24 protein-coding genes are annotated in these 19,620 nt (G+C 65.6%); all 24 read left to right on the top strand.

The annotated features are described in order from the left end of the window. The first annotated feature begins 214 nt into the window (after nt 1-214). Nucleotides 215-1,150, top strand: coding sequence for a DUF2493 domain-containing protein (locus EV665_RS26810; RefSeq protein ID WP_133036427.1), 936 nt, complete (start codon nt 215-217; stop codon nt 1,148-1,150). A 164-nt stretch (nt 1,151-1,314) separates the two neighbouring features. Further along, on the top strand, nt 1,315-1,731 hold the full coding sequence (locus EV665_RS26805; protein ID WP_133036426.1) for a hypothetical protein: 417 nt from the start codon (nt 1,315-1,317) through the stop codon (nt 1,729-1,731). A 727-nt stretch (nt 1,732-2,458) separates the two neighbouring features. Continuing rightward, nucleotides 2,459-2,860, top strand: a complete 402-nt coding sequence (locus EV665_RS26800; protein WP_036742963.1) for a single-stranded DNA-binding protein — start codon at nt 2,459-2,461, stop codon at nt 2,858-2,860. 246 nt (nt 2,861-3,106) lie between these two features. Further along, entirely contained in the window at nt 3,107-3,355 is a 249-nt protein-coding gene (locus EV665_RS26795; protein ID WP_133036425.1) for a helix-turn-helix domain-containing protein, read from the top strand. Between the two features lie 99 nt (nt 3,356-3,454). Then, nucleotides 3,455-3,736, top strand: a complete 282-nt coding sequence (locus EV665_RS26790; RefSeq protein ID WP_133036424.1) for a DNA -binding domain-containing protein — start codon at nt 3,455-3,457, stop codon at nt 3,734-3,736. Nucleotides 3,737-3,843: 107 nt separating this feature from the next. Continuing rightward, complete coding sequence (locus EV665_RS32925) at nt 3,844-4,131, top strand: transcriptional regulator domain-containing protein (RefSeq protein WP_133036423.1); 288 nt, start codon at nt 3,844-3,846, stop codon at nt 4,129-4,131. Further along, a complete protein-coding gene (locus EV665_RS26780) occupies nt 4,073-4,615 on the top strand; it encodes a DUF2285 domain-containing protein (RefSeq protein ID WP_245507843.1) in 543 nt (180 codons plus the stop codon). Before EV665_RS32925 ends, EV665_RS26780 begins: the two co-directional genes overlap by 59 nt. 141 nt (nt 4,616-4,756) lie before the next feature. Continuing rightward, the gene (locus tag EV665_RS26775) at nt 4,757-5,038 is read left to right on the top strand and encodes a helix-turn-helix transcriptional regulator (RefSeq protein ID WP_133036421.1); all 282 of its coding nucleotides are present in this window, start codon (nt 4,757-4,759) and stop codon (nt 5,036-5,038) included. Between the two features lie 18 nt (nt 5,039-5,056). Next, on the top strand, nt 5,057-6,238 hold the full coding sequence (locus tag EV665_RS26770) for a replication initiator protein A (RefSeq protein ID WP_133036420.1): 1,182 nt from the start codon (nt 5,057-5,059) through the stop codon (nt 6,236-6,238). Then, on the top strand, nt 6,235-6,888 hold the full coding sequence (gene parA / locus EV665_RS26765; protein WP_133036419.1) for a ParA family partition ATPase: 654 nt from the start codon (nt 6,235-6,237) through the stop codon (nt 6,886-6,888). The genes EV665_RS26770 and parA overlap by 4 nt, the downstream gene beginning before the upstream one ends. Next, nucleotides 6,885-7,643: a DNA-methyltransferase gene (locus tag EV665_RS26760; protein WP_133036418.1), complete on the top strand. Its 759-nt coding sequence runs from the start codon at nt 6,885-6,887 to the stop codon at nt 7,641-7,643. The genes parA and EV665_RS26760 overlap by 4 nt, the downstream gene beginning before the upstream one ends. Next, on the top strand, nt 7,640-7,894 hold the full coding sequence (locus tag EV665_RS26755; protein ID WP_133036417.1) for a hypothetical protein: 255 nt from the start codon (nt 7,640-7,642) through the stop codon (nt 7,892-7,894). Before EV665_RS26760 ends, EV665_RS26755 begins: the two co-directional genes overlap by 4 nt. Further along, nucleotides 7,891-8,409, top strand: a complete 519-nt coding sequence (locus tag EV665_RS26750; RefSeq protein ID WP_133036416.1) for a DUF2840 domain-containing protein — start codon at nt 7,891-7,893, stop codon at nt 8,407-8,409. The genes EV665_RS26755 and EV665_RS26750 overlap by 4 nt, the downstream gene beginning before the upstream one ends. After that, nucleotides 8,406-8,951, top strand: a complete 546-nt coding sequence (locus tag EV665_RS26745) for a S26 family signal peptidase (protein WP_133036415.1) — start codon at nt 8,406-8,408, stop codon at nt 8,949-8,951. The genes EV665_RS26750 and EV665_RS26745 overlap by 4 nt, the downstream gene beginning before the upstream one ends. 45 nt (nt 8,952-8,996) lie before the next feature. Then, nucleotides 8,997-9,332, top strand: a complete 336-nt coding sequence (locus EV665_RS26740) for a DUF736 domain-containing protein (protein WP_133036414.1) — start codon at nt 8,997-8,999, stop codon at nt 9,330-9,332. Beyond that, nucleotides 9,333-10,097, top strand: coding sequence for a lytic transglycosylase domain-containing protein (locus EV665_RS26735; protein ID WP_133036413.1), 765 nt, complete (start codon nt 9,333-9,335; stop codon nt 10,095-10,097). It abuts the gene before it with no gap. 243 nt (nt 10,098-10,340) lie between these two features. Beyond that, nucleotides 10,341-12,080 carry a relaxase/mobilization nuclease domain-containing protein gene (locus EV665_RS26730; RefSeq protein WP_133036412.1) on the top strand — a complete coding sequence of 580 codons (1,740 nt, stop codon included), beginning with the start codon at nt 10,341-10,343 and terminating at the stop codon, nt 12,078-12,080. A gap of 24 nt (nt 12,081-12,104) precedes the next feature. Beyond that, complete coding sequence (locus EV665_RS26725; RefSeq protein ID WP_133036411.1) at nt 12,105-14,090, top strand: conjugal transfer protein TraG; 1,986 nt, start codon at nt 12,105-12,107, stop codon at nt 14,088-14,090. A 5-nt stretch (nt 14,091-14,095) separates the two neighbouring features. Beyond that, nucleotides 14,096-14,524: a CopG family transcriptional regulator gene (locus tag EV665_RS26720; protein ID WP_133036410.1), complete on the top strand. Its 429-nt coding sequence runs from the start codon at nt 14,096-14,098 to the stop codon at nt 14,522-14,524. A gap of 190 nt (nt 14,525-14,714) precedes the next feature. After that, a complete protein-coding gene (trbB, locus tag EV665_RS26715) occupies nt 14,715-15,698 on the top strand; it encodes a P-type conjugative transfer ATPase TrbB (protein ID WP_133036409.1) in 984 nt (327 codons plus the stop codon). A gap of 83 nt (nt 15,699-15,781) precedes the next feature. Then, entirely contained in the window at nt 15,782-16,105 is a 324-nt protein-coding gene (locus tag EV665_RS26710; protein WP_133036454.1) for a TrbC/VirB2 family type IV secretion system protein, read from the top strand. After that, nucleotides 16,105-16,386, top strand: coding sequence for a VirB3 family type IV secretion system protein (locus EV665_RS26705; protein WP_133036408.1), 282 nt, complete (start codon nt 16,105-16,107; stop codon nt 16,384-16,386). The genes EV665_RS26710 and EV665_RS26705 overlap by 1 nt, the downstream gene beginning before the upstream one ends. 10 nt (nt 16,387-16,396) lie before the next feature. After that, nucleotides 16,397-18,853 (top strand): conjugal transfer protein TrbE, encoded by a 2,457-nt coding sequence (gene trbE, locus EV665_RS26700; protein ID WP_133036407.1) that lies wholly within the window; start codon nt 16,397-16,399, stop codon nt 18,851-18,853. Then, nucleotides 18,850-19,614 (top strand): P-type conjugative transfer protein TrbJ, encoded by a 765-nt coding sequence (gene trbJ, locus EV665_RS26695; RefSeq protein ID WP_133036406.1) that lies wholly within the window; start codon nt 18,850-18,852, stop codon nt 19,612-19,614. The genes trbE and trbJ overlap by 4 nt, the downstream gene beginning before the upstream one ends. Nucleotides 19,615-19,620 lie beyond the last annotated feature (6 nt).

Raw genomic sequence — 19,620 nt, 5'->3', positions numbered from 1 at the left:
GTTCGGGCTATTTTCCGCCGGCGCCTGACCACCCCACGCGACAGGTCGCGTGGGGACCCCGGATCAGCCGCCTTTGCAGCGCGAAACAAAATAGCCCGAACCCGGCCATCGAAGCCCTCGCGAGGGCGCGAGGGTGCCAGTCCAGTCCGCCCGTGGGCTTCCGACGCCTGCGAAGGCCGCGATGGGCGCGGTCTCCAGACAAAGGACGCTCCCGATGATGAACGAAGACGACAACGCAGGTTTCGAGCCTAACCACACCTCGTCCCCCACCGATCATCTCCTCACCGAACTCCAGCTCTACGGCTGGCGGCCATATCAGGACGAACCCGATCCGAGGCCGCTCCCGGAGGGAACCGCCGTCGCCGCCGCCGTCGCGGATATCTTCGACGCCCTCGTCGCGACGCTCGGCGACACCCGCCTCGAACCCGACCTCGACGAGTTGCTCTGGGGGACCGTCAATCTCTTCCACCGCGCCGCGAGCCGGGTCGAACGCGATCTCGACGACAACGAGCTGGCGCAGCGCCGCCTTCAGCGTGAACAGGATGGCAGCGAGGTGAAGTCGGTAGAGCTTGAGCGCCTCACGGCAGAAGGTCAGACCCTGATCGAGCGGCGCAACAGCATGGAACTCTTCCGCGACGTCGCCTCGGAAGCCTTCGAGCGCCACACCGGCAGCGCCTGGCGGCCCCGTACCGGCTCGATGGTCAACCATCGCAACCTCACCGCCGCGATGATCGACAGTCGGGATTTCCTCGCCGCGAAACACCGGGCCGAGACCGAGGTGATGATGCCCGCCGGTCCCAAAGTTGCCTTGACCGGAGGCGCCGACTTCAACGATCACCGTCTGATCTGGGCAAAGCTCGATCAGGTCCATGCGAAGCACCCCGGGATGGTGCTGATGCACGGCGGCACGCCCAAAGGAGCCGAACTCATCGCCTCCCGCTGGGCAGATAGCCGCAAGGTGTCTCAGGTCGCCTTCCGGCCGGACTGGACGAAGCACGGCAAGGCCGCGCCCTTCAAGCGCAACGACGCGATGCTCGACGTCCTGCCGGTCGGCGTCCTCGTTTTTCCCGGCACCGGCATTCAGGAGAACCTTGCGGACAAGGCCCGCAAGCTCGGCATCCCGGTCATGAAATTCGACGGCGGCGCGTAAGCGCCGCCGCCTTGCGGCTGTTCCAGCCGCCAATACTTGACTATCGGAGAGGGAAAGGGCTCTTATGAAACATCCTTGCAGAACCGGAACAGCAGCATAGTCGCAGGCGGAGCGTATCTACAGGCAGCCTGTCGTGATCCTCAACCGATCATGTGGAGGTTTCCATGTCACTCATCCTGCTCGCCATCTCCTTGACGATCGCGTTCTGCATCTTTGCCTACAATCTTGCGATCTACGCTTTACCGTTCATGGTGGGTCTGTCGGCCGCCCAATATGCCTGGGGCGCTGGAGCTGGCATTTTCCTGTCCGGACTGGCCGCCGTCGGCGCGGCATTGCTTTCGATCGGCCTCGTCATCGCGGTTCTCGGCTTCGCCAGGAATCCGGCTCTGCGGGTGACCGCTCTCGCCGTCTTCGCCATACCGGCCGTCATCGCCGGATATGCGCTCGTCCACGGCGTCGCGAAGAACGCCATCGATCCCGGCCTGATGCTCAATCTGCTTTCCGGCAGCGCCGGTCTGTTCATCGGCATCGCGGCCGTCATCAATCTGAACGCCCTCGGCTTGTCATTGTTTTCACGCTGATCGGACAGCCGCGAACTGGTGCGACCATGAAAGAACCCGGCGGCTTACGCCGCGGGGCGTCGCGGTTCCCCACGCAGTCGAGGCTGTCGCGTCAGCGCTGCCGTTGTCATCGTTGCTTTCAGTCTGCTTCGCCCGGCTCGGGAAATCGGTCATCGGCCTGAGATCCGCATGCCGCAGGCAATCGGCACCCGTTAGTCCGTCCATCTCGTAGTGGGGACGCAAGGACGAAGCAAAACCTGCATGCTTTTCTCGCAATTCGGCTGAATCGGGCCTACCGTCGTCGAAGACGGTGATCCGCCGCTGTTCCGTGCCCTCAGAGCCCCGGAAGCCTCCTCGTTCTTCTCCCCCGCCCATGTGTCCGTCCGAACGGCGACGACGCGGGGGTGGCCGGAAGGGAGGAAGGTCGGGTGTCGCCCTGGAGCGTGCGGGTCCGTGCGCCTGCCTGGTCGCTGTTACCGGCAAGGCCAATGGTTCTGCTGCGCGTCCCCGTATTCCTGCTTTCAAAGGCACCAATCCCTCCGACTGACTGATCCCCTAAGTCCGTTCGGTTTCCGCCAGCAACCCCGGCGGCTCCCAGCCGTGTTGCCGCGCGAGCGCGGCTGCCCGCTCCACCTGGGGCCTTAGGGGCAAGCTGCCGAAAAGCTTCGGCAGTTGCGGGAGTCTCCCGACGGCCTTGGCCGGGTCTCGTCGGAGGGATGGTCCCTCCGAGAAGCAACGGAGACTTACAATGCAGAACATCGTCATTCTCGCCGGCAACATCGGTCAGGCCCCCGAAACCCGCACGCTCCAGGGCGGCACCCGGATCACCCACTTCACGCTGGCCACCTCGCGCCCCCGCTATTCGGACGGCAAGGTCGTCCGGGACGAGAAGGGCTACCGGGTCCAGGACACGGAATGGCACCGCATCACCGCCTTCAACGGCCTCGGCAAGACGATCCAGGAATATTGCGAGAAAGGCATGAAGGTTCTGGTTCGCGGCCGCATCCACTACTCGAAGTGGACCGACCAGCAGGGCAACGACCGCTACGGATGCGAGATCATCGCCGAGACGGTCGACTTCCTGAGCCGGGCGAAGCAGACCGAAAGCAACGATGGTAAGTTCATCGACGACGATGACATCCCGTTCTGAGCGAGAACCTCGAAACCCGGCGGCGCAAGCCGCCGGGCTTTTCATGGTCTGGCCGGATCTCGGTCGAAGCGCGCGAACACCGGCCGTCCGACAGGCCGGCCATGCATCGAGACGACCGAATCGGTCGTCACAGGAAAGCTGATTGCACAGCCCGTCAGGCATTTAATGCTGGTTAAGTGAGCCAAGAGCGACTAAATTAGTCGTAGTTCTGGAGTGCGCACAGGTCCGAGTGGGAGGTGATCATGCATGATCACCGCCCGACAATCACGGGCCGCGCGCGCGTTGCTGGGTTGGACGCAGGAGACGCTCGCTGACAAGGCCCGAGTAGCATTGACCGCACTGAAACGCCTCGAATCCGAAAGCGGTCTCGAAGTGTTCGAATCGACTCGCGATCAAGTACGCCGGGCTCTCGAATCGGCCGGGATTGTTCTCCTTTCGACAGACAAGGGCGAAGGAGTTTTGCTCCTGCATGACAGGACCGATTCCTCTCGGTAGCGGCGCCGGACGCCGAGCCACCAAACCCTTGTCAAAAAAAGGGTCTATCTCCTGTGCGAGATAGTCAACGGACGTGGCGCGCGGGAATAAGGTGGCTCGATGGGACAGGAGACGCAAACATTTCTGGACGAACCACCGTTCAGCGAAACGATCACATCTTATGACCGCAAACATATGAAACTCTACATGCGGCTGGTCGACGCCCACCGTGACGGAGCGGACTGGCGCGAAGCGGTGCATATCCTGTTCGGCCTTGATCCCGATCGCGACCCCAAGCGCTGCCGCTCTATCCACGATACGCATCTGGCGCGCGCCCGGTGGATGATGGAGCGCGGCTATCGCGAACTGGTTCGTGAGAGCCAGCGCGGGTCGCCATTGTGATGCGTCGGACGCATCACCTGTTGAGGCGCGACTGACTTCCGCAGATCAACCCAAACGGGAATCGTGATTCTCCCAAAGACTTAGACAAATACTTGGGAGGATCAGCGATGACACCCGACGCATCGATCTGGCGTTCCTCGGAATATGATCATCTGGACGGCCTGACCGCGTCCGATCTGGCCTGGGAATGGCTCCGCCGTAACGACGCCTATGACGCGGATTTCGAAGCTTCGGCCTCCGCTCGCGGAATGCCTGAACCACTGACCGTGCGAATTCGACAGCAGTGGGGGTTGCGATTTCCCGGTCGACCCCCTGACACCTCCGCCGGAAGCGCCGGTGTTCTGGCTTCCGCAGGAGGACACAAGCGTTGTCATGCTCACCGAGGCGCCCCTTGACCTCGGGTCCGGTATCACAAGCGATGCTCCCGCGCTGTGGCGGCGTGGGTCGCCGAAGGGCGATGATGACGCTGCATTTCGCTTAGCACTCGCGAACGGTCAGTCCCTCCAGATCATTGACCACGCCATCGACGGAAAAGAAAATGCCGTTGCGGTCATTCCTCTCGGCATAGACGGCTTCGACCGGATCGAGGCCGTCTATCGATTCCTCTCAGCCTTGCATGGCCGCGCCATACCCCCGGACACGCGCCTGACGCGCCAGCAGCGCGCCCGCCAGCGCCGGATGCTGCGCGCCTTCGACGGCTATCGTGCCGGCGCGACGCAGCAGGAAATCGCCGAGGTCATATTTCAGATCGACCATCTCGACCGTGACGACTGGCAGGCGTCGTCCGCCCGCCACGCCATCAAGACGCTCCTGCGCGATGCCCGCGCCATGATCGCCGGCGGCTATCGGAAACTCCTTCGTCATCGCCGCCAATTCTAGCGGGGTCTCGCCCCCTGCATGGTGGGCGAATTCGATACCCCCCAACTTCGCCCTGCAACTCGCCGGCTCCCCTCCGCCACCGTGGTCGTTGCCCGCCGCTGACCCGCGACGGCCATCCCCACCACCACGGAGGCCCGATCCATGCCACACGAACCCGTCGTTCTCCCGCCGCGCTTCCTCCGCACCAAGGAAGCGGCCGAGTTTCTCAGCCTCTCGGCCCGCACCCTCGAAAAGCACCGGACCTACGGAACCGGTCCCGCCTACCGCAAGCTCGGCGGCCGCGTCGTCTACGCCATCGACGATCTCGAAACCTGGGCCGCTCGCGGCGCGGTGACGTCGACGTCAGATCCGCGCGGCTCCGTGCTGCCGGCGAAGCGCCACGTCATTCCCTCCGGGCCGCAGGTCGGCCGCTACGCACGCTGACCGCGGCCGGCTTCCTTCATGGCGGTGCGGCGTCGATCCCTTTCGGAGCGCGGGCAGCTCGATCTGTTCCGTGCGCTTCCCGGCGACTTCGCGCCACGAGACGCGCAGGATCTCATGGCCTATCCCTTCTTCTCTCTTTCCAAGACCCATCGCGTCGCTCCGATCGATTTCGTCGCCGGCAACGTGACGATCCGCGTCGAGGCGGTCCCCGATCATGGCATGGCCACGATCTGGGACGCCGACATCCTGATCTGGGCAGCGAGCCAGATCGTCGAAGCCCGCGATAACGGGCTTCGGACCTCGCGGCTGATGGCCGCAACGCCCTATGAAATCCTCACCTATGTCGGCCGGGGCACCAGCTCACGCGACTATCAGCGCCTGAAAGCCGCGCTCGACCGCCTGCAATCGACCACGGTTTCCACCTCGATCCGACAGCCTGCCGAAGGCCGCCGTCATCGCTTCTCGTGGATCAACGAGTGGCAGGAACGCACCGACCGCAACGGTCGGCCCGAGGGCATCGAGCTGATCGTGCCGGACTGGTTCTATCAGGCCGTTCTCGACGATGCGCTCGTGCTGACCATCGACCGGACCTATTTCGACCTGACGGGGGGTCTCGACCGCTGGCTCTACCGCCTGGTGCGCAAGCACGGTGGCCGCCAGCGCGCCGGCTGGCGCTTCGACTTCCAGCACCTTCACCAGAAATCGGGCAGCCTGTCGCCATTCAAGCGCTTCGCCTTCGAGCTGCGCGACATCATCCGGCGCCAGCCGCTGCCCGGCTACACCCTGTTCCTCGAAACCGAAATCGGCGGCCGCGCGCTGCTCGCTTTCGAGCCGCTGTCCGCCTGTGGACAAGCTGTGGACGGCCTCGTGCTATCGGGAACCCGAACTATCGTGCTATCGGGAACCCGAGGCTCGTGCTATCAGGAACCCAAACAGGGTTTAACGCACGGAAATTCCACACAAAATCGCGCCCTTAACTTAGAGTCTAACATAGACTCTAACCTTGAAGAGCGCGCGCGCGATGTGGAAAACCTCATCCGCGACGCCGCCAGAAGCCTCAGCGTTACCGCCAGGAAGAGCGCGCCAAGCGCGCCGGCCGAGCCGCCACAGACGGCTACAAGCCGCCGCGGTGGGGCCTCTCCATCCACTGATCCCGATACGCCACGTCTTCCTCTCGATCCACCGGGAGGACGCCGATGATCTTCGCGCTTCTCAACCAGAAAGGCGGCGTCGGCAAGACGACGCTCGCGCTGCATCTTGCCGGCGAACTGGCGATGCGCGGCAAGCGCGTGACCCTGATCGACGCCGACCCGCAGGGCTCGGCGCTCGACTGGTCGCAGCAACGGTCGCGCGAGAACCTGCCACGCGCCTTTGGCGTCGTCGGCCTGGCACGCGATACGCTGCATCGCGAGGCACCGGAACTCGCGCGAGACGTCGATCACGTTGTCATCGATGGCCCGCCGCGTGTCGCCGGCCTCATGCGCTCCGCGCTGCTCGCCGCCGACCTCGTGCTGATCCCGGTGCAGCCGTCACCGCTCGACGGCTGGGCCTCCGCCGAGATGCTGGCGCTCCTGGCGGAGGCGCGCATCTACCGGCCCCAGCTCACCGCCCGTTTCGTGCTGAACCGCTGCGGCGCCCGCACCGTCATCGCTCGCGAGACGGCCGAGACCCTGGCTGACCACGATCCGCCAGTGCTCGCCACAACGATCGGCCAGCGCGTCGTCTTCGCCGACGCCGCGCAGACCGGGAGGCTCGCGTCAGACATCGACCGGCGTTCGCCCGCCGCGCGCGAGATCGCGGCACTGGCGGCCGAGGTCGAGCGTCTCGGCATCGGGAGGACCGCGCCATGACGGTTCCCCCCGAAATCATATTGTCCGGAGACTGCCGCGATCGCATGCCGGCGCGCGGCCCGTTCGACATGATCCTCGCCGATCCCCCTTACGGGGACACATCGCTCGCCTGGGATCGCCGCGTCGAGGGCTGGCTGGCGCTCGCGCGCGGCGCGCTTGCCCCGACCGGCTCGATGTGGGTCTTCGGTTCGCTGCGCAGCTTCATGGCAACCGCCGACCGCTTCGCCGACGCTGGCCTGCGGCTCGCCCAGGAGATCGTCTGGGAGAAGCAGAACGGCACCGGCTTCCATGCGGACCGCTTCAAGCGCGTGCATGAACTGGCCGTTCAATTCTACCCCGCCGAGACGGCGTGGCGCGACATCTACAACGACGTCCAGACCACGCCCGACGCGACAGCCCGGACCGTGCGACGCAAGCAGCGTCCTCCCCATACCGGCCAGATTGATGCTGGCCACTATGTCAGCCACGACGGCGGGCCGCGCCTGATGCGGTCGGTCATCTACCTGCGCAACTGCCACGGCCGCGCGATCCACCCGACTGAAAAGCCGTCAGCGCTCCTCGAAATCCTTATCCGCACGAGCTGCCCGGAAGGCGGCCTGGTCGGCGATTGGTTCGCCGGCTCGGGTTCCGGCGGCGAAGCCTGCCGGCTCTCCGGCCGGCGCTATATCGGCTGCGAGATCGACCCCACGATGGCCGACCGCGCACGCGACCGCATCGCCACCGTGCTGCCGTTCCATGACGGAGGCGCGTCATGACGGCCCCCGCCGAAAAGCGCGGCTTCGCGCAGCGCCCCGCCGATGCGGACGGATGGGTCAAAGCGGGGGACACGCCTCCGCCACGCAATGGCGCAGCCGTGACCTTCACGGCCCGGCTCACCATCGACATCACGCCTGAGCTGCGCGGCCGGATCAAGATCGCCGCCTTCAGCCGCGGCGTCACGGTCGCCGACATGCTGCGCGAGCTGTTCGAGCGCGAATTCCCCGACACCCAAGGAGACACACCATGACCGGCAATGCGGCGCTCCGCATCGGCGGTCGTCCGTTGCCGGACGGTCCCGCCGCTTTCACCACGCTCGTCGAGCTCACCTGGATCGAGAAGCGCATCGAGAACTGGATCAGGTTCGGCCGCGAAAGCTATGAGCAGAAACTCGACCGCCGGCACAGGGTGGTCGGCTTCGCGCCCGGCACGATCTTCTGCCTCGTCCGCTGGGCCGCAAACGACTACGGAACGATCATCTCGCGCCTGGACATCGTCCGCGCGGTCGACCGCGGCGAGCCGTTCCAGACGCTGCCCTTCGTCCGTCCTGGCGGCGAAATCCTGCTGAAGGTCGAAAGCTGGCCGAAGGTCGAGGACGTGCTTCGCCATGTCGACGGCATCGAGGCCCTCGGCATCGATCCCGCCGACGCCGATCCCGATCACTGGCGGCACGTCGCGCACTGGATGAATGCCGGCGAGATGCCGCGCCCGTACACGGCCGAGCGCCATCAAGCCTGGCTCCGGCGGCGGGAGATCGGGCGATGACGCGGCTCGGCTACCTCGCGGCGACATCTGTCGCCGTGCTCGGCATCGCTGCGGCCAGCGCCACGCCGATGCCGCTGAAACTCATCTGGAACGCGACGGCAAGCGCGCCAATCGGCTTCTACACGGTATCGCCGGCCGGGCGGATCGAAGTGCCGGATCTCGTCGCCGTCATGCCACCCGAGCCGTTCGCCTCCTTCATGGTCGAACGCAGCTATGTCGGCCGCGACGTGCCGATCCTCAAGCACGTCGTCGGCTTGCCGGGACAGCGCGTTTGCCGCGACGGTCGCGCCATCACGGTCGACGACGTTCCGCTCGGCGAGGCCCGCGACCGCGACAGCCGTGGCCGCGACCTGCCGGTCTGGCGGGGCTGCCGCGTGATCGGCGGCGGCGAACTTTTCCTCATGAATCTCGAAGCCGCCGACAGCCTCGACGGCCGGTACTTCGGCCCGTTTCCCGCCTCCGCGGTGATCGGCCGGGCCACCCCGCTTTTCACCGACGAGGACGGCGACGGCCGCTTCGTCTGGCGCGCGCCGACGCGGTGAGCGCGCGTCCTTCGCAATCCCACCGCAGCACAGGAGACCATGACCATGGCCCAGATCGGACAGTTCACGCGCACGGAAGCGGGCTTCGAAGGCGAGTTCCGAACGCTCGGCATCAAAGAGGAAATGACCCTCGTTCCTGCCGAACCCTCGGAGACCGAGAACGCCCCGAAATACCGCGTCCTGCTCGGTGACGAAGACGGCCTCGATATCGGCGCGGGCTGGATACATGTCGGCGAACGGGCCGGCGAGTTCGTCTCGATCACGATCTACAGCCCGCTACTCGGCGGCACGTTTCGCGCAAATCTCTTCCGCGCCGGTGACGATGGTTCTGCCTGGGTGCTCACCACCGTCCAGCCCTCCAAGAAGCGGCAGGAGGACTGAATGGCGGCGCCCCGATGTCGCGCCTGCGCCGGACGTTTTTCCACCGTCCGGCGCTCAGCGCTTCTTCTCCTTTCCGGCCTGCTCTTCACCCCAGCCGCAACGCCGACGGTTCTGGCGCAAAGCGTGTCGCCTACGAGCACCGTCGCCGCGCATCCGCATGCGGCGCATATCGCCGAGGCATCGCGCCGCTTCGGCATTCCGCCAGCATGGATCGTCGCCGTCATGCGCGCCGAGAGCGCGGGCGACGTGCGGGCCGTCTCCTCGGCCGGTGCGATGGGTCTGATGCAGGTCATGCCGGACACCTGGGCCGAGCTTCGCATCCGCCACGGCCTCGGCCGCAATCCTTACGATACGCGCGACAACATCCTCGCGGGTACTGCGTACCTGCGCGAGATGTGGGATCGCTATGGCGACATCGCCGCCATGCTCGCGGCCTACAATGCCGGCCCGGCGCGCTACGATGAGCATCGTTCGAAGGGCCGAGCGCTGCCCGCCGAGACGCGGGCTTATGTCGCTTCGCTCGCGCCCGCGCTGCGCGGCGAGCGCCCTTCGAAGAGCGGTTCGACGGTCGCCCGGCCGCTCGACTGGCGCGAGGCGGCGATCATCGTCGGGCGCGATGACGGCGCTTCCAGCGCCGATCCCGCGGCCGCGGACCGCTCGCCGGACGACGCCCATTCACCCGTCCCGGCGATGCCGCAGATGCTTGTCGCCGGACAGCCCGAGGGGCTGTTCGTCGCCCGGAATACCGCTGGAGACCGGCCATGAGCGGCCCTGCGGCGCTTCGCATCCCATCGTGCGCTGGCGTGTCGTGGAGGACGCCCGGGGTGGCGGCAGGCGCAGCAACCGGACGATGGCAGGATAAAAGGGCGCACGGTGCGCTTCGGTCGGGCGGTTGTTTTTGTTCATGTTTTTGGCGCGTTCCGCACCGTGCAGCGCTTTCGCGCACCGTGCGCTCCGCGCCCATCTTCATGATTTTCTTATCGTTTTTGCACCGTGCGGGGTCACGTCATGTCCGATGACCACGAGTTCCGCATACGTCCAGGCCGCATCCGATCGACCCGCGCGCAGCAGGCCCGGCCTTTCGTTGCGCAGGCGCTCGCCGCAGCGAAGAAGGCAGGCGGCGGCGTCTCGCGATCCGGCCGCGTCACCTCCGGCAACCGTTCGCGCTTCGGGCGCGGCCAGCGCGCCAGCATCCAGGCCAATCGCCTCATCACGTCGCGCACGCGCGGCGCCGTCGTCAAGGCGCGTGTGGTCCGCCATACCGCTCGATCAGCACCGCTCGGAACGCATCTGGACTATCTGCGCCGCGACGGCGTGACCCGTGACGGGGAGAAGGCGCGGCTGTTCGGGCCGGGAACGGAGAATGCCGACGCCCGCGCCTTCGCTGAGCGCTGTGGCGATGACCGGCATCATTTCCGTTTCATCGTCTCGCCCGACGACGCGCCGGACATGGCAGACCTCAGATCCTTCACGCGCGATCTCGTCGGCCAGATGGAAAAGGATCTCGGCACGAAGCTCGACTGGGTGGCCGTCGATCACTGGAACACCGAGCATCCGCATGTCCACCTGATTGTGCGCGGCGTGAGGGACGACGGCCAGGACCTCGTGATCTCGCGCGACTACATCAAGGAGGGCATGCGCGACCGGGCGCGCGAGCTCATCACCCAGGAGTTGGGACCGCGCACCGATCTCGATATCCGCCGCACTCTCGAAAGCCAGATCGAGACCGAACGCTGGACGCAGCTTGACCGCCAGCTTGTCCGCGACGCCGGCAAGTCCGGCATCATCGACCTCGCGCCCCGCGCCGACCGACAGCCGGACGAATTCCACGCCTTGAAGGTCGGCCGGCTGCGAACGCTGGAAATTCTCGGTGTCGCGGGACAGGTCGGCCATTCGCAATGGTTCATCAGGCCCGAGGCGGAGAGCGTCCTGCGCGAGCTCGGCGAGCGCGGCGACATCATCAAGCGCATGCACCGCGCTCTCACCGAACGCGGCATCGAGCGCGGGTCGGCAAGCTATGTGCTCGCCGGGGAAAGCCTCGACGTGCCCGTTGTCGGTCGCCTGCTCGAACGCGGTCTGGATGACGAACTGAAGGGCACGGCCTATGCCGTGGTCGACGGCGTCGACGGCCGCCCCCATCATATTAAGCTGCCGCATCTCGATGCCGCTGGCGACAGCCCACCCGGATCGATCGTCGAGCTGCGCGCCTACGAGGATGCGCAAGGTCAGCGCCGCGTCGCGCTCGCCGTCCGCTCCGATCTGGATATCCACTCTCAGGTCAACGCAGCGGGTGCGACCTGGCTCGATCGGCAGGCGGTTGCCCGCGAGCCCATCGCGCTCTCGGAGGGTGGCTTCGGCGCCGAGGTGCAGCGGGCCCTCGAGCAACGCGCCGAGCACCTGATCGGCGAAGGTCTCGCCGAACGGCAGGGCGGGCGCGTCGTCTTCGCGCGGCGTCTGCTCAACACGCTACGCGATCGCGAGGTCAGTGCGCTGGGCGAAAAGCTCGCCGCCGAGACCGGCCTGCCATTCAACCATGCCGACGGCGGCGAGTATGTCGCCGGCTCCTATCGCCAGCGCTTCACGCTCGCCTCCGGCCGCTTCGCCATGATCGACGACGGCCTCGGCTTCCAGCTCGTCCCCTGGTCTCCCTCTCTCGAAAAGCAGATCGGCCGCCACGTCTCCGGCGTCGCCCGCGACGATGGCGGCGTCGACTGGGACTTCGGCCGCAAGCGGGGGATCGGCCTCTAACACCCGTCAGAAAGGAGCCTCGCTATGTCCGGCACCAAGATCCTCTGGGGACAGATCACGATCGTCTTCCTGATCGTGCTCGTTACCACCTGGGGCGCGACGCAGTATGTTGCGTGGAGCCTCGGCTATCAGGCGCAGCTCGGCGAGCCGTGGTTCAGGCTCTTCGGCGTTCCGGTCTATTTTCCGGCCGCTATCATGTGGTGGTGGTACTTTTACGACGCCTATGCGCCGAGCATATTCGCGACCGGCGGCATGATCGCCGCGTCGGGCGGTTTCATCGCGATCGCGGTCGCCATCGGCATGTCGGTCTGGCGGGCGCGCGAACAAAAGAATGTCGCCACCTATGGCTCGGCCCGCTGGGCAGAGAAGCCCGAGATCGAGGCTGCGGGTCTGCTCGATCCCGATGGCGTGGTACTCGGCCGATACCATCGCGAGTATCTGCGCCATGATGGGCCGGAGCATGTGCTGTGCTTTGCGCCTACCCGATCCGGCAAGGGTGTCGGTCTCGTCGTGCCGTCGCTCCTCACCTGGCCGGGCTCGGCCATCGTCCATGATATCAAGGGTGAGAACTGGACGCTGACCGCGGGCTTCCGGTCACTCCATGGCCGTGTGCTGCTGTTCGATCCGACCAATCCCAAATCCTCCGCCTACAATCCGTTGCTCGAGGTCCGCCGGGGCGAATGGGAGGTTCGCGACGTCCAGAACATCGCCGACATTCTCGTCGATCCCGAGGGGAGCCTGGACAAAAGAAATCACTGGGAAAAGACCAGCCATTCACTTCTGGTCGGCGCAATCCTGCATGTCCTCTATGCAGAGCCGGAAAAGACGCTGGCCGGCGTCGCCAACTTCCTCTCCGATCCGAAGCGCCCGGTGGAGTCGACGCTGCGTGCTATGATGAAGACCGCGCATCTGGGCGAGGCCGGTCCACACCCTGTCGTGGCCAGCGCGGCGCGCGAGCTCCTCAACAAATCCGACAATGAGCGCTCCGGCGTTCTATCAACCGCCATGTCGTTTCTCGGATTGTACCGCGATCCTGTTGTTGCCGAGGTCACGCGGCGCTGCGACTGGCGGATCAGCGACATCGTCGGCGGCGAGCTTCCGACGACGCTCTACCTCGTCGTGCCGCCCAGCGACATCAACCGGACCAAGCCGCTGATCCGCCTGCTACTCAATCAGATCGGCCGTCGCCTGACCGAAGAGCTCCAGGCGAAGACCGGGCGCCATCGTCTCCTCCTCATGCTCGATGAGTTTCCGGCGCTCGGCCGCCTCGACTTTTTCGAGACCGCGCTGGCCTTCATGGCGGGGTATGGGTTGAAGAGCTTCCTGATCGCGCAATCGCTGAACCAGATCGAGAAAGCCTATGGGCCGAACAATTCGATCCTCGACAACTGCCATGTTCGCGTGAGCTTCGCGACGAACGACGAGCGGACGGCCAAGCGCGTCTCGGACGCCCTCGGGACGGCCACCGAGATGAAGGCCATGAAAAACTATGCCGGGCATCGTCTGTCGCCCTGGCTCGGCCACCTGATGGTGTCTCGCTCGGAAACCGCCCGCCAGTTGCTCACGCCGGGCGAGATCATGCAGCTTCCGCCGGCCGACGAGATCGTCATGGTCGCCGGCATTCCGCCGATCCGGGCGAAAAAGGCGCGCTATTATGAGGATGCCCGTTTCCGCGAACGTCTTCTGGCGCCGCCCGCCTTGAAGCGCCCGGAACAGATTCGTCCGGACGACTGGACCAGCCTGCCGATCCCGGCGCGGCCGGAAGCGCTCGATGCGCAACCGGCAGGCCGATCCGACGACCAGGACCCGACCGAATCCGAACGGCGGCTGCAGCACGAGCTCCACCGGGTAAAGCCGGTAGAAAAGAAAGCGCCGATCGAGAACGAGTTCGAGATCGAGCCGCCTGACGACATCGATGAGGATGCCGTGCGAAACCAGCGCATGATCCGCCAGATGCAGGGCGTCGCACGGCAGGTCTCGCTCGATCCGAATGACGGCATGGAACTGTAGGCGCCATGACCAGTCACCGGAAGAAGATAAAGACCACGGTCTATCTGGACCCCGATGTCGAGAAGACGCTGGCGGATTTTGCCGCCCGGCGCGATCAATCGCAATCCATGATCGCGGAGGCGGCCATCGCGTCGTTTCTCTCGCCGGACGATGCCGAGCGGCGGGAGGCGATCGTCGCCAAGCGCCTCGACCAGATCGACCGCCGCATGACGCGCCTGGAACGGGACGTCGGCATCGCCGTCGAGACCCTTGCGGTGTTCATCCGCTTCTGGATAACCACGACGCCCGCCTTGCCGGAGCCGGCGGCGCAGGCAGCGCGTGCCAAATCCAGCGAGCGTTACGAGGCGTTCATCACCGCGCTTGGCCGGCGTCTGGCGCAGGGGCCGAAGCTTCGGCAAGAGATTTCGGAAGATGTGCCCGAATCGGACGCGTGAACACCTCGCGCGCGGCATCTGGGAATCGATACGACCAGTTCAAGAACAGGGGCGCACCGCCGTTCTCCTGTATTTGCACGCCACGCTACTACTACGACCGAAACTTGTTGAATCGGCCTGATTCCGGGCTCTTTTAATCATCCCCGATCCGGGGATCATCTGTTGCGTCCCCACGAGAAACGGGGACGAGATGGCATCCACTCATCACAGACAGGAAGCGAGCCAGCGTGGCGCGCGCATGCTGCGCACCGCGCTCGGCAGCGCCATCGCGCGGTTTCTGGAAGACCCGGCGGTGGTCGAGGTGATGCTGAATCCCGATGGGCGCATCTGGGTGGATCGGCTTTCCGAAGGGCTGGCCGATACCGGCGAGACGATGACGGCCGCCGATGGCGAGCGCATCGTGCGTCTGGTCGCGCATCATGTCGGTGCGGAGGTTCACGCCCGCTCGCCGCGCGTCTCGGCCGAGTTGCCGGAAACAGGTGAGCGTTTTGAGGGCCTGCTTCCACCAGTCGTAGCGTCACCCGCCTTCGCTATTCGCAAGCCGGCTGTCGCGGTCTTCACGCTCGACGATTATGTGGCCGCCGGCATCATGACGGCCGACCAGGCGGTGAAGCTGCGCGCAGCGGTCCAGTCCCGCGCCAACATACTCGTCGCTGGGGGCACTTCTACCGGCAAGACAACGCTGACCAACGCGCTGCTCGCCGAGGTGGCGAAGACAGCAGATCGCGTCGTCATCATTGAGGATACCCGCGAGCTGCAATGCGCAGCGCCGAACCTAGTCGCGATGCGGACCAAGGATGGCGTTGCCACGCTTTCCGATCTCGTCCGCTCCTCGCTGCGCCTGCGGCCCGACCGCATTCCCATTGGCGAGGTCCGCGGCTCAGAAGCCCTCGACCTGCTCAAAGCCTGGGGCACCGGCCATCCCGGCGGCATCGGCACGATCCACGCCGGCTCCGGCATCGGCGCGCTGCGTCGCCTCGAGCAACTCATCCAGGAAGCCGTCGTCACGGTCCCGCGCGCGCTGATCGCCGAGACCATCGATCTCGTCGCCGTCCTCTCCGGCCGCGGCTTGTCGCGCCGGCTGGCCGAGCTCGCGCGCGTCGACGGCATCGATCCCGCCACCGGCGACTACCGCATCATCCCCGCAACCACCTCGAATGGAGAAGCTGAATGAATTCGCCCGTCGTTCCGAATGTGACCAATCCGCCCGTCCTGTCGCCCGTGCCCATCGGTCCAGATCTGCCCGCCGGCTCGATCATGCGCGGCAGCTACCGGCGTCTCGCCAGTTCGACCGCGCTCTTCACCATCATGATGCTGGCCGCCACGCCGCCGGCCCATGCCTCCGGCTCCTCCATGCCGTGGGAACAGCCGCTTCAACAGATCCTCCAGTCGATCGAGGGGCCGGTCGCCAAGATCGTGGCGGTGATCATCATCATCGCCACCGGCCTGGCGCTCGCCTTCGGCGACACCAGCGGCGGCTTCCGCCGCCTGATCCAGATCGTATTCGGTCTGTCGATCGCCTTCGCGGCCAGCTCGTTCTTCCTCAGCTTCTTCAGCTTCGGCGGCGGGGTACTTGTCTGATGGCGGCGGTCTTCGAACAACTCGACGCGGTGCCGGGCTTTTCGGTGCCCGTCCATCGCGCCTTGACCGAGCACATCCTGCTGGGCGGTGCACCGCGCTCCATCGCGATCATGAACGGCACGTTGGCCGGGGCCGTGGGCCTCGGCCTGCGCCTCTGGCTCGTCGGCCTCGCCATCTGGGCAATCGGTCATTTCGTGGCCGTCTGGGCGGCCCGTCGCGATCCACTCTTTGTCGAGGTCGGGCGCAGGCATCTGCGCATTCCGGCTTTCCTCGCGGTGTGAGGAGGCGGCCATGATGAATCTCGCCGAATATCGTCGCACTGCCGCTCGCCTCGCCGACTATTTGCCATGGGTCGCTCTGGTCGCTCCCGGCATCGTGCTGAACAAGGATGGCTCGTTTCAGCGCACGGCCCGCTTTCGGGGTCCGGATCTGGATTCCTCCGTCGCGGCCGAGCTGGTTGCCGTTGCGAGCCGCATCAACAACGCTTTCCGCCGCCTTGGCCTGGGCTGGAGCATTTTCATCGAGGCACAACGGTACGAGGCCGCCACCTATCCCGACAACATCTTTCCCGATCCCGCGTCGGCTTTGGTCGATGCCGAGCGCAAGGCCGACTTCGAAGAAGCTGGCGCACATTTCGTATCGAGCTACTTCCTCACCTTCCTGTTTCTTCCGCCGGCCGAGGAAGCCGCACGTACCGAGTCCTGGCTTTACGAAGGGCGTGAGCGCTCGGGCGTCGACCCGCACGAGATCCTGCGCGCCTTCACCGACCGCACCGATCGCGTGCTGGCCCTACTTGACGGTTTCATGCCGTCCTGCGGTTGGCTCGATGACAGCGAGACGCTGACCTACCTGCATTCCAGCGTGTCGACGAAACGCCATCGTGTCCGCGTACCGGAAACGCCGATCTATCTCGACGCGCTGCTCGCCGATCAGCCGCTCACCGGCGGTCTGGAGCCGCGTCTTGGCGATCAGAATCTGCGTGTGCTGACCGTCGTCGGCTTCCCGACCGCGACGACGCCCGGCCTGCTCGACGATCTGAACCGGCTGGCCTTCCCGTATCGCTGGTCGACGCGCGCGATCCTCCTCGACAAGACCGACGCGACCAAGCTGCTCACCAAGATCAGGCGGCAATGGTTCGCCAAGCGCAAGTCGATTGCCGCGATCCTCAAGGAGGTGATGACCAACGAGCAATCGGTGCTGGTGGACACCGACGCCGCGAACAAGGCCGCCGACGCGGACATGGCCTTGCAGGAGCTCGGCGCCGACGTAGCCGGCATGGCCTATGTCACCGCCACGATCACGGTCTGGGATGCCGATCCGCGCCTTGCCGACGAAAAGCTGCGGCTGGTCGAGAAGGTCATCCAGGGCCGCGACTTCACGGCCATGATCGAGACGGTCAACGCGGTGGACGCCTGGCTCGGCAGTCTGCCCGGCCATGTCTATGCAAACGTGCGCCAGCCGCCGATCTCGACGCTCAATCTCGCCCACATGATCCCCCTCTCTGCCGTGTGGGCGGGGCCGGAACGGGATGAACACTTCGATGCGCCCCCGCTGCTTTACGGCAGAACCGAAGGTTCGACCCCGTTCCGGCTTTCTTTGCATGTCGGCGATGTCGGCCACACGCTCGTCGTCGGCCCAACAGGGGCGGGCAAATCCGTGCTGCTCGCCCTCATGGCCTTGCAATTTCGCCGTTACCTCCGCAGCCAGGTCTTCGCTTTCGACTTCGGCGGTTCGATCCGCGCCGCATCGCTCGCCATGGGCGGCGACTGGCACGATCTCGGCGGCGGCCTGACCGAAGGATCGGAATCCTCGGTATCGCTTCAGCCGCTGGCCCGCATTCACGACACCTATGAGCGCGCCTGGGCCGCCGACTGGATCGTCGCGATCCTTCTGCGGGAAGGGATTAAAATCACCCCGGAGGCAAAGGAGCACATCTGGACGGCGCTCACCTCGCTCGCCTCGGCGCCGATCGGTGAGCGCACGATCACCGGCCTCAGCGTCCTTCTCCAGTCCAACGACCTCAAACAGGCGCTCCGCCCTTTCTGCGTCGGCGGTCCCTATGGCCGCTTGCTCGATGCCGAAGCCGAACATCTCGGCTCGGCCGACGTGCAGGCATTCGAGATCGAGGGGCTGGTCGGGACGGGCGCTGCGCCTGCTGTGCTCGCCTATCTCTTCCACCGCATCGGCGACAGGCTGGACGGGCGGCCGACGCTGCTCATCATCGACGAAGGCTGGCTGGCGCTAGACGACGAAGGCTTCGCCGGCCAGCTCCGCGAGTGGCTCAAGACGCTGCGCAAGAAAAACGCCTCGGTCATCTTCGCCACCCAGTCGCTCAGCGACATCGACAATTCGGACATTGCCCCGGCCATCATCGAAAGTTGCCCGACGCGACTGCTCCTGCCGAACGAACGGGCAGTCGAACCGCAGATCACCGCCATCTATCGCCGCTTCGGTCTCAATGACCGTCAGATCGAGATCCTCGCGCGAGCGACGCCCAAGCGCGACTACTACTGCCAGTCCCGGCGCGGCAATCGTCTGTTCGAGCTCGGCCTGTCCGAAGTCGGGCTCGCGCTCTGTGCCGCATCTTCCAAGTCCGATCAGACGCTGATTGCCCAGATCGTCGCCGAGAACGGACGCGACGGCTTCCTCACGGCGTGGCTCGCCGCTCGCGAGGTCGGCTGGGCCGTCGATCTGATCCCGAACGTCCAGACGACCGTCCTCCAATCCCAAAAGGAACCTCTATCATGACGACCTCCCGTTTCCGCCTGCGCGCAGTTCTGCTTGCCGCAACCGCACTCGCCGCACCGATCGCCTTCTCTTCCGTCGTGACCTCGCCCGCCTATGCGTGGCGGATCGTGTTCGATCCGAGCAACTACGCGCAGAATGTGCTGACGGCTGCGCGCACTCTGGAACAGATCACGCACCAGATCACCTCGCTTCAGAACGAAGCGACGATGCTGATCAACCAGGCGCGCAATCTGGCGAACCTGCCTTTCTCCGCTCTCCAGACCTTGCAGCAGAATGTCCAGAAGACGCAGCAGCTTCTCCAGCAGGCGCAGGGCATCGCCTTCAACGTCCAGCAGATCGACCAGATGTTCAGCCAGAAATACGGCAACGTCTCCATGTCGGCCACGGATCAGCAACTCGTCTCCGATGCACGATCGCGCTGGCAGAACACGGTCGGCGGCCTTCAGGACGCCATGCGCGTCCAGGCGGGTGTCGTCGGCAACATCGACACCAACCGCACGCAGATGAGCGACCTGGTGAGCCAGAGCCAGGGCGCAACGGGCGCGCTTCAGGCGACGCAGGCCGGCAACCAGCTCCTCGCACTCCAGTCGCAGCAGCTTTCCGATCTGGTCGCCTTGCTTGCGGCCAACGGGCGTGCCGGCGCGCTGACCGAAGCCGAGCGCACGGCTGCGGCGGAGCAGGGACGGGAACAGCGCCGCCGCTTCCTGACGCCGGGCTCGGGCTACCAGCCGGGCAACGCGCAGATGTTCAACGGCAACTGAGGGCGG

The organism is Shinella granuli (assembly GCF_004341885.1).
GTDB lineage: Bacteria > Pseudomonadota > Alphaproteobacteria > Rhizobiales > Rhizobiaceae > Shinella > Shinella granuli.
The sequence above is the reverse complement of the archived record's forward strand: the minus strand, read 5'-3'. Positions and strand labels throughout refer to the sequence as shown.

Excerpts from the sequence above, each read along its gene's own strand:
- EV665_RS26810 (WP_133036427.1), top strand. The coding sequence starts at position 215 with ATGATGAACGAAGACGACAACGCAGGTTTCGAGCCTAACCACACCTCG.
- EV665_RS26805 (WP_133036426.1), top strand. The coding sequence starts at position 1,315 with ATGTCACTCATCCTGCTCGCCATCTCCTTGACGATCGCGTTCTGCATC.
- EV665_RS26800 (WP_036742963.1), top strand. The coding sequence starts at position 2,459 with ATGCAGAACATCGTCATTCTCGCCGGCAACATCGGTCAGGCCCCCGAA.
- EV665_RS26795 (WP_133036425.1), top strand. The coding sequence starts at position 3,107 with ATGATCACCGCCCGACAATCACGGGCCGCGCGCGCGTTGCTGGGTTGG.
- EV665_RS26790 (WP_133036424.1), top strand. The coding sequence starts at position 3,455 with ATGGGACAGGAGACGCAAACATTTCTGGACGAACCACCGTTCAGCGAA.
- EV665_RS32925 (WP_133036423.1), top strand. The coding sequence starts at position 3,844 with ATGACACCCGACGCATCGATCTGGCGTTCCTCGGAATATGATCATCTG.
- EV665_RS26775 (WP_133036421.1), top strand. The coding sequence starts at position 4,757 with ATGCCACACGAACCCGTCGTTCTCCCGCCGCGCTTCCTCCGCACCAAG.
- EV665_RS26770 (WP_133036420.1), top strand. The coding sequence starts at position 5,057 with ATGGCGGTGCGGCGTCGATCCCTTTCGGAGCGCGGGCAGCTCGATCTG.
- parA (WP_133036419.1), top strand. The coding sequence starts at position 6,235 with ATGATCTTCGCGCTTCTCAACCAGAAAGGCGGCGTCGGCAAGACGACG.
- EV665_RS26760 (WP_133036418.1), top strand. The coding sequence starts at position 6,885 with ATGACGGTTCCCCCCGAAATCATATTGTCCGGAGACTGCCGCGATCGC.
- EV665_RS26755 (WP_133036417.1), top strand. The coding sequence starts at position 7,640 with ATGACGGCCCCCGCCGAAAAGCGCGGCTTCGCGCAGCGCCCCGCCGAT.
- EV665_RS26750 (WP_133036416.1), top strand. The coding sequence starts at position 7,891 with ATGACCGGCAATGCGGCGCTCCGCATCGGCGGTCGTCCGTTGCCGGAC.
- EV665_RS26745 (WP_133036415.1), top strand. The coding sequence starts at position 8,406 with ATGACGCGGCTCGGCTACCTCGCGGCGACATCTGTCGCCGTGCTCGGC.
- EV665_RS26740 (WP_133036414.1), top strand. The coding sequence starts at position 8,997 with ATGGCCCAGATCGGACAGTTCACGCGCACGGAAGCGGGCTTCGAAGGC.
- EV665_RS26735 (WP_133036413.1), top strand. The coding sequence starts at position 9,333 with ATGGCGGCGCCCCGATGTCGCGCCTGCGCCGGACGTTTTTCCACCGTC.
- EV665_RS26730 (WP_133036412.1), top strand. The coding sequence starts at position 10,341 with ATGTCCGATGACCACGAGTTCCGCATACGTCCAGGCCGCATCCGATCG.
- EV665_RS26725 (WP_133036411.1), top strand. The coding sequence starts at position 12,105 with ATGTCCGGCACCAAGATCCTCTGGGGACAGATCACGATCGTCTTCCTG.
- EV665_RS26720 (WP_133036410.1), top strand. The coding sequence starts at position 14,096 with ATGACCAGTCACCGGAAGAAGATAAAGACCACGGTCTATCTGGACCCC.
- trbB (WP_133036409.1), top strand. The coding sequence starts at position 14,715 with ATGGCATCCACTCATCACAGACAGGAAGCGAGCCAGCGTGGCGCGCGC.
- EV665_RS26710 (WP_133036454.1), top strand. The coding sequence starts at position 15,782 with ATGCGCGGCAGCTACCGGCGTCTCGCCAGTTCGACCGCGCTCTTCACC.
- EV665_RS26705 (WP_133036408.1), top strand. The coding sequence starts at position 16,105 with ATGGCGGCGGTCTTCGAACAACTCGACGCGGTGCCGGGCTTTTCGGTG.
- trbE (WP_133036407.1), top strand. The coding sequence starts at position 16,397 with ATGATGAATCTCGCCGAATATCGTCGCACTGCCGCTCGCCTCGCCGAC.
- trbJ (WP_133036406.1), top strand. The coding sequence starts at position 18,850 with ATGACGACCTCCCGTTTCCGCCTGCGCGCAGTTCTGCTTGCCGCAACC.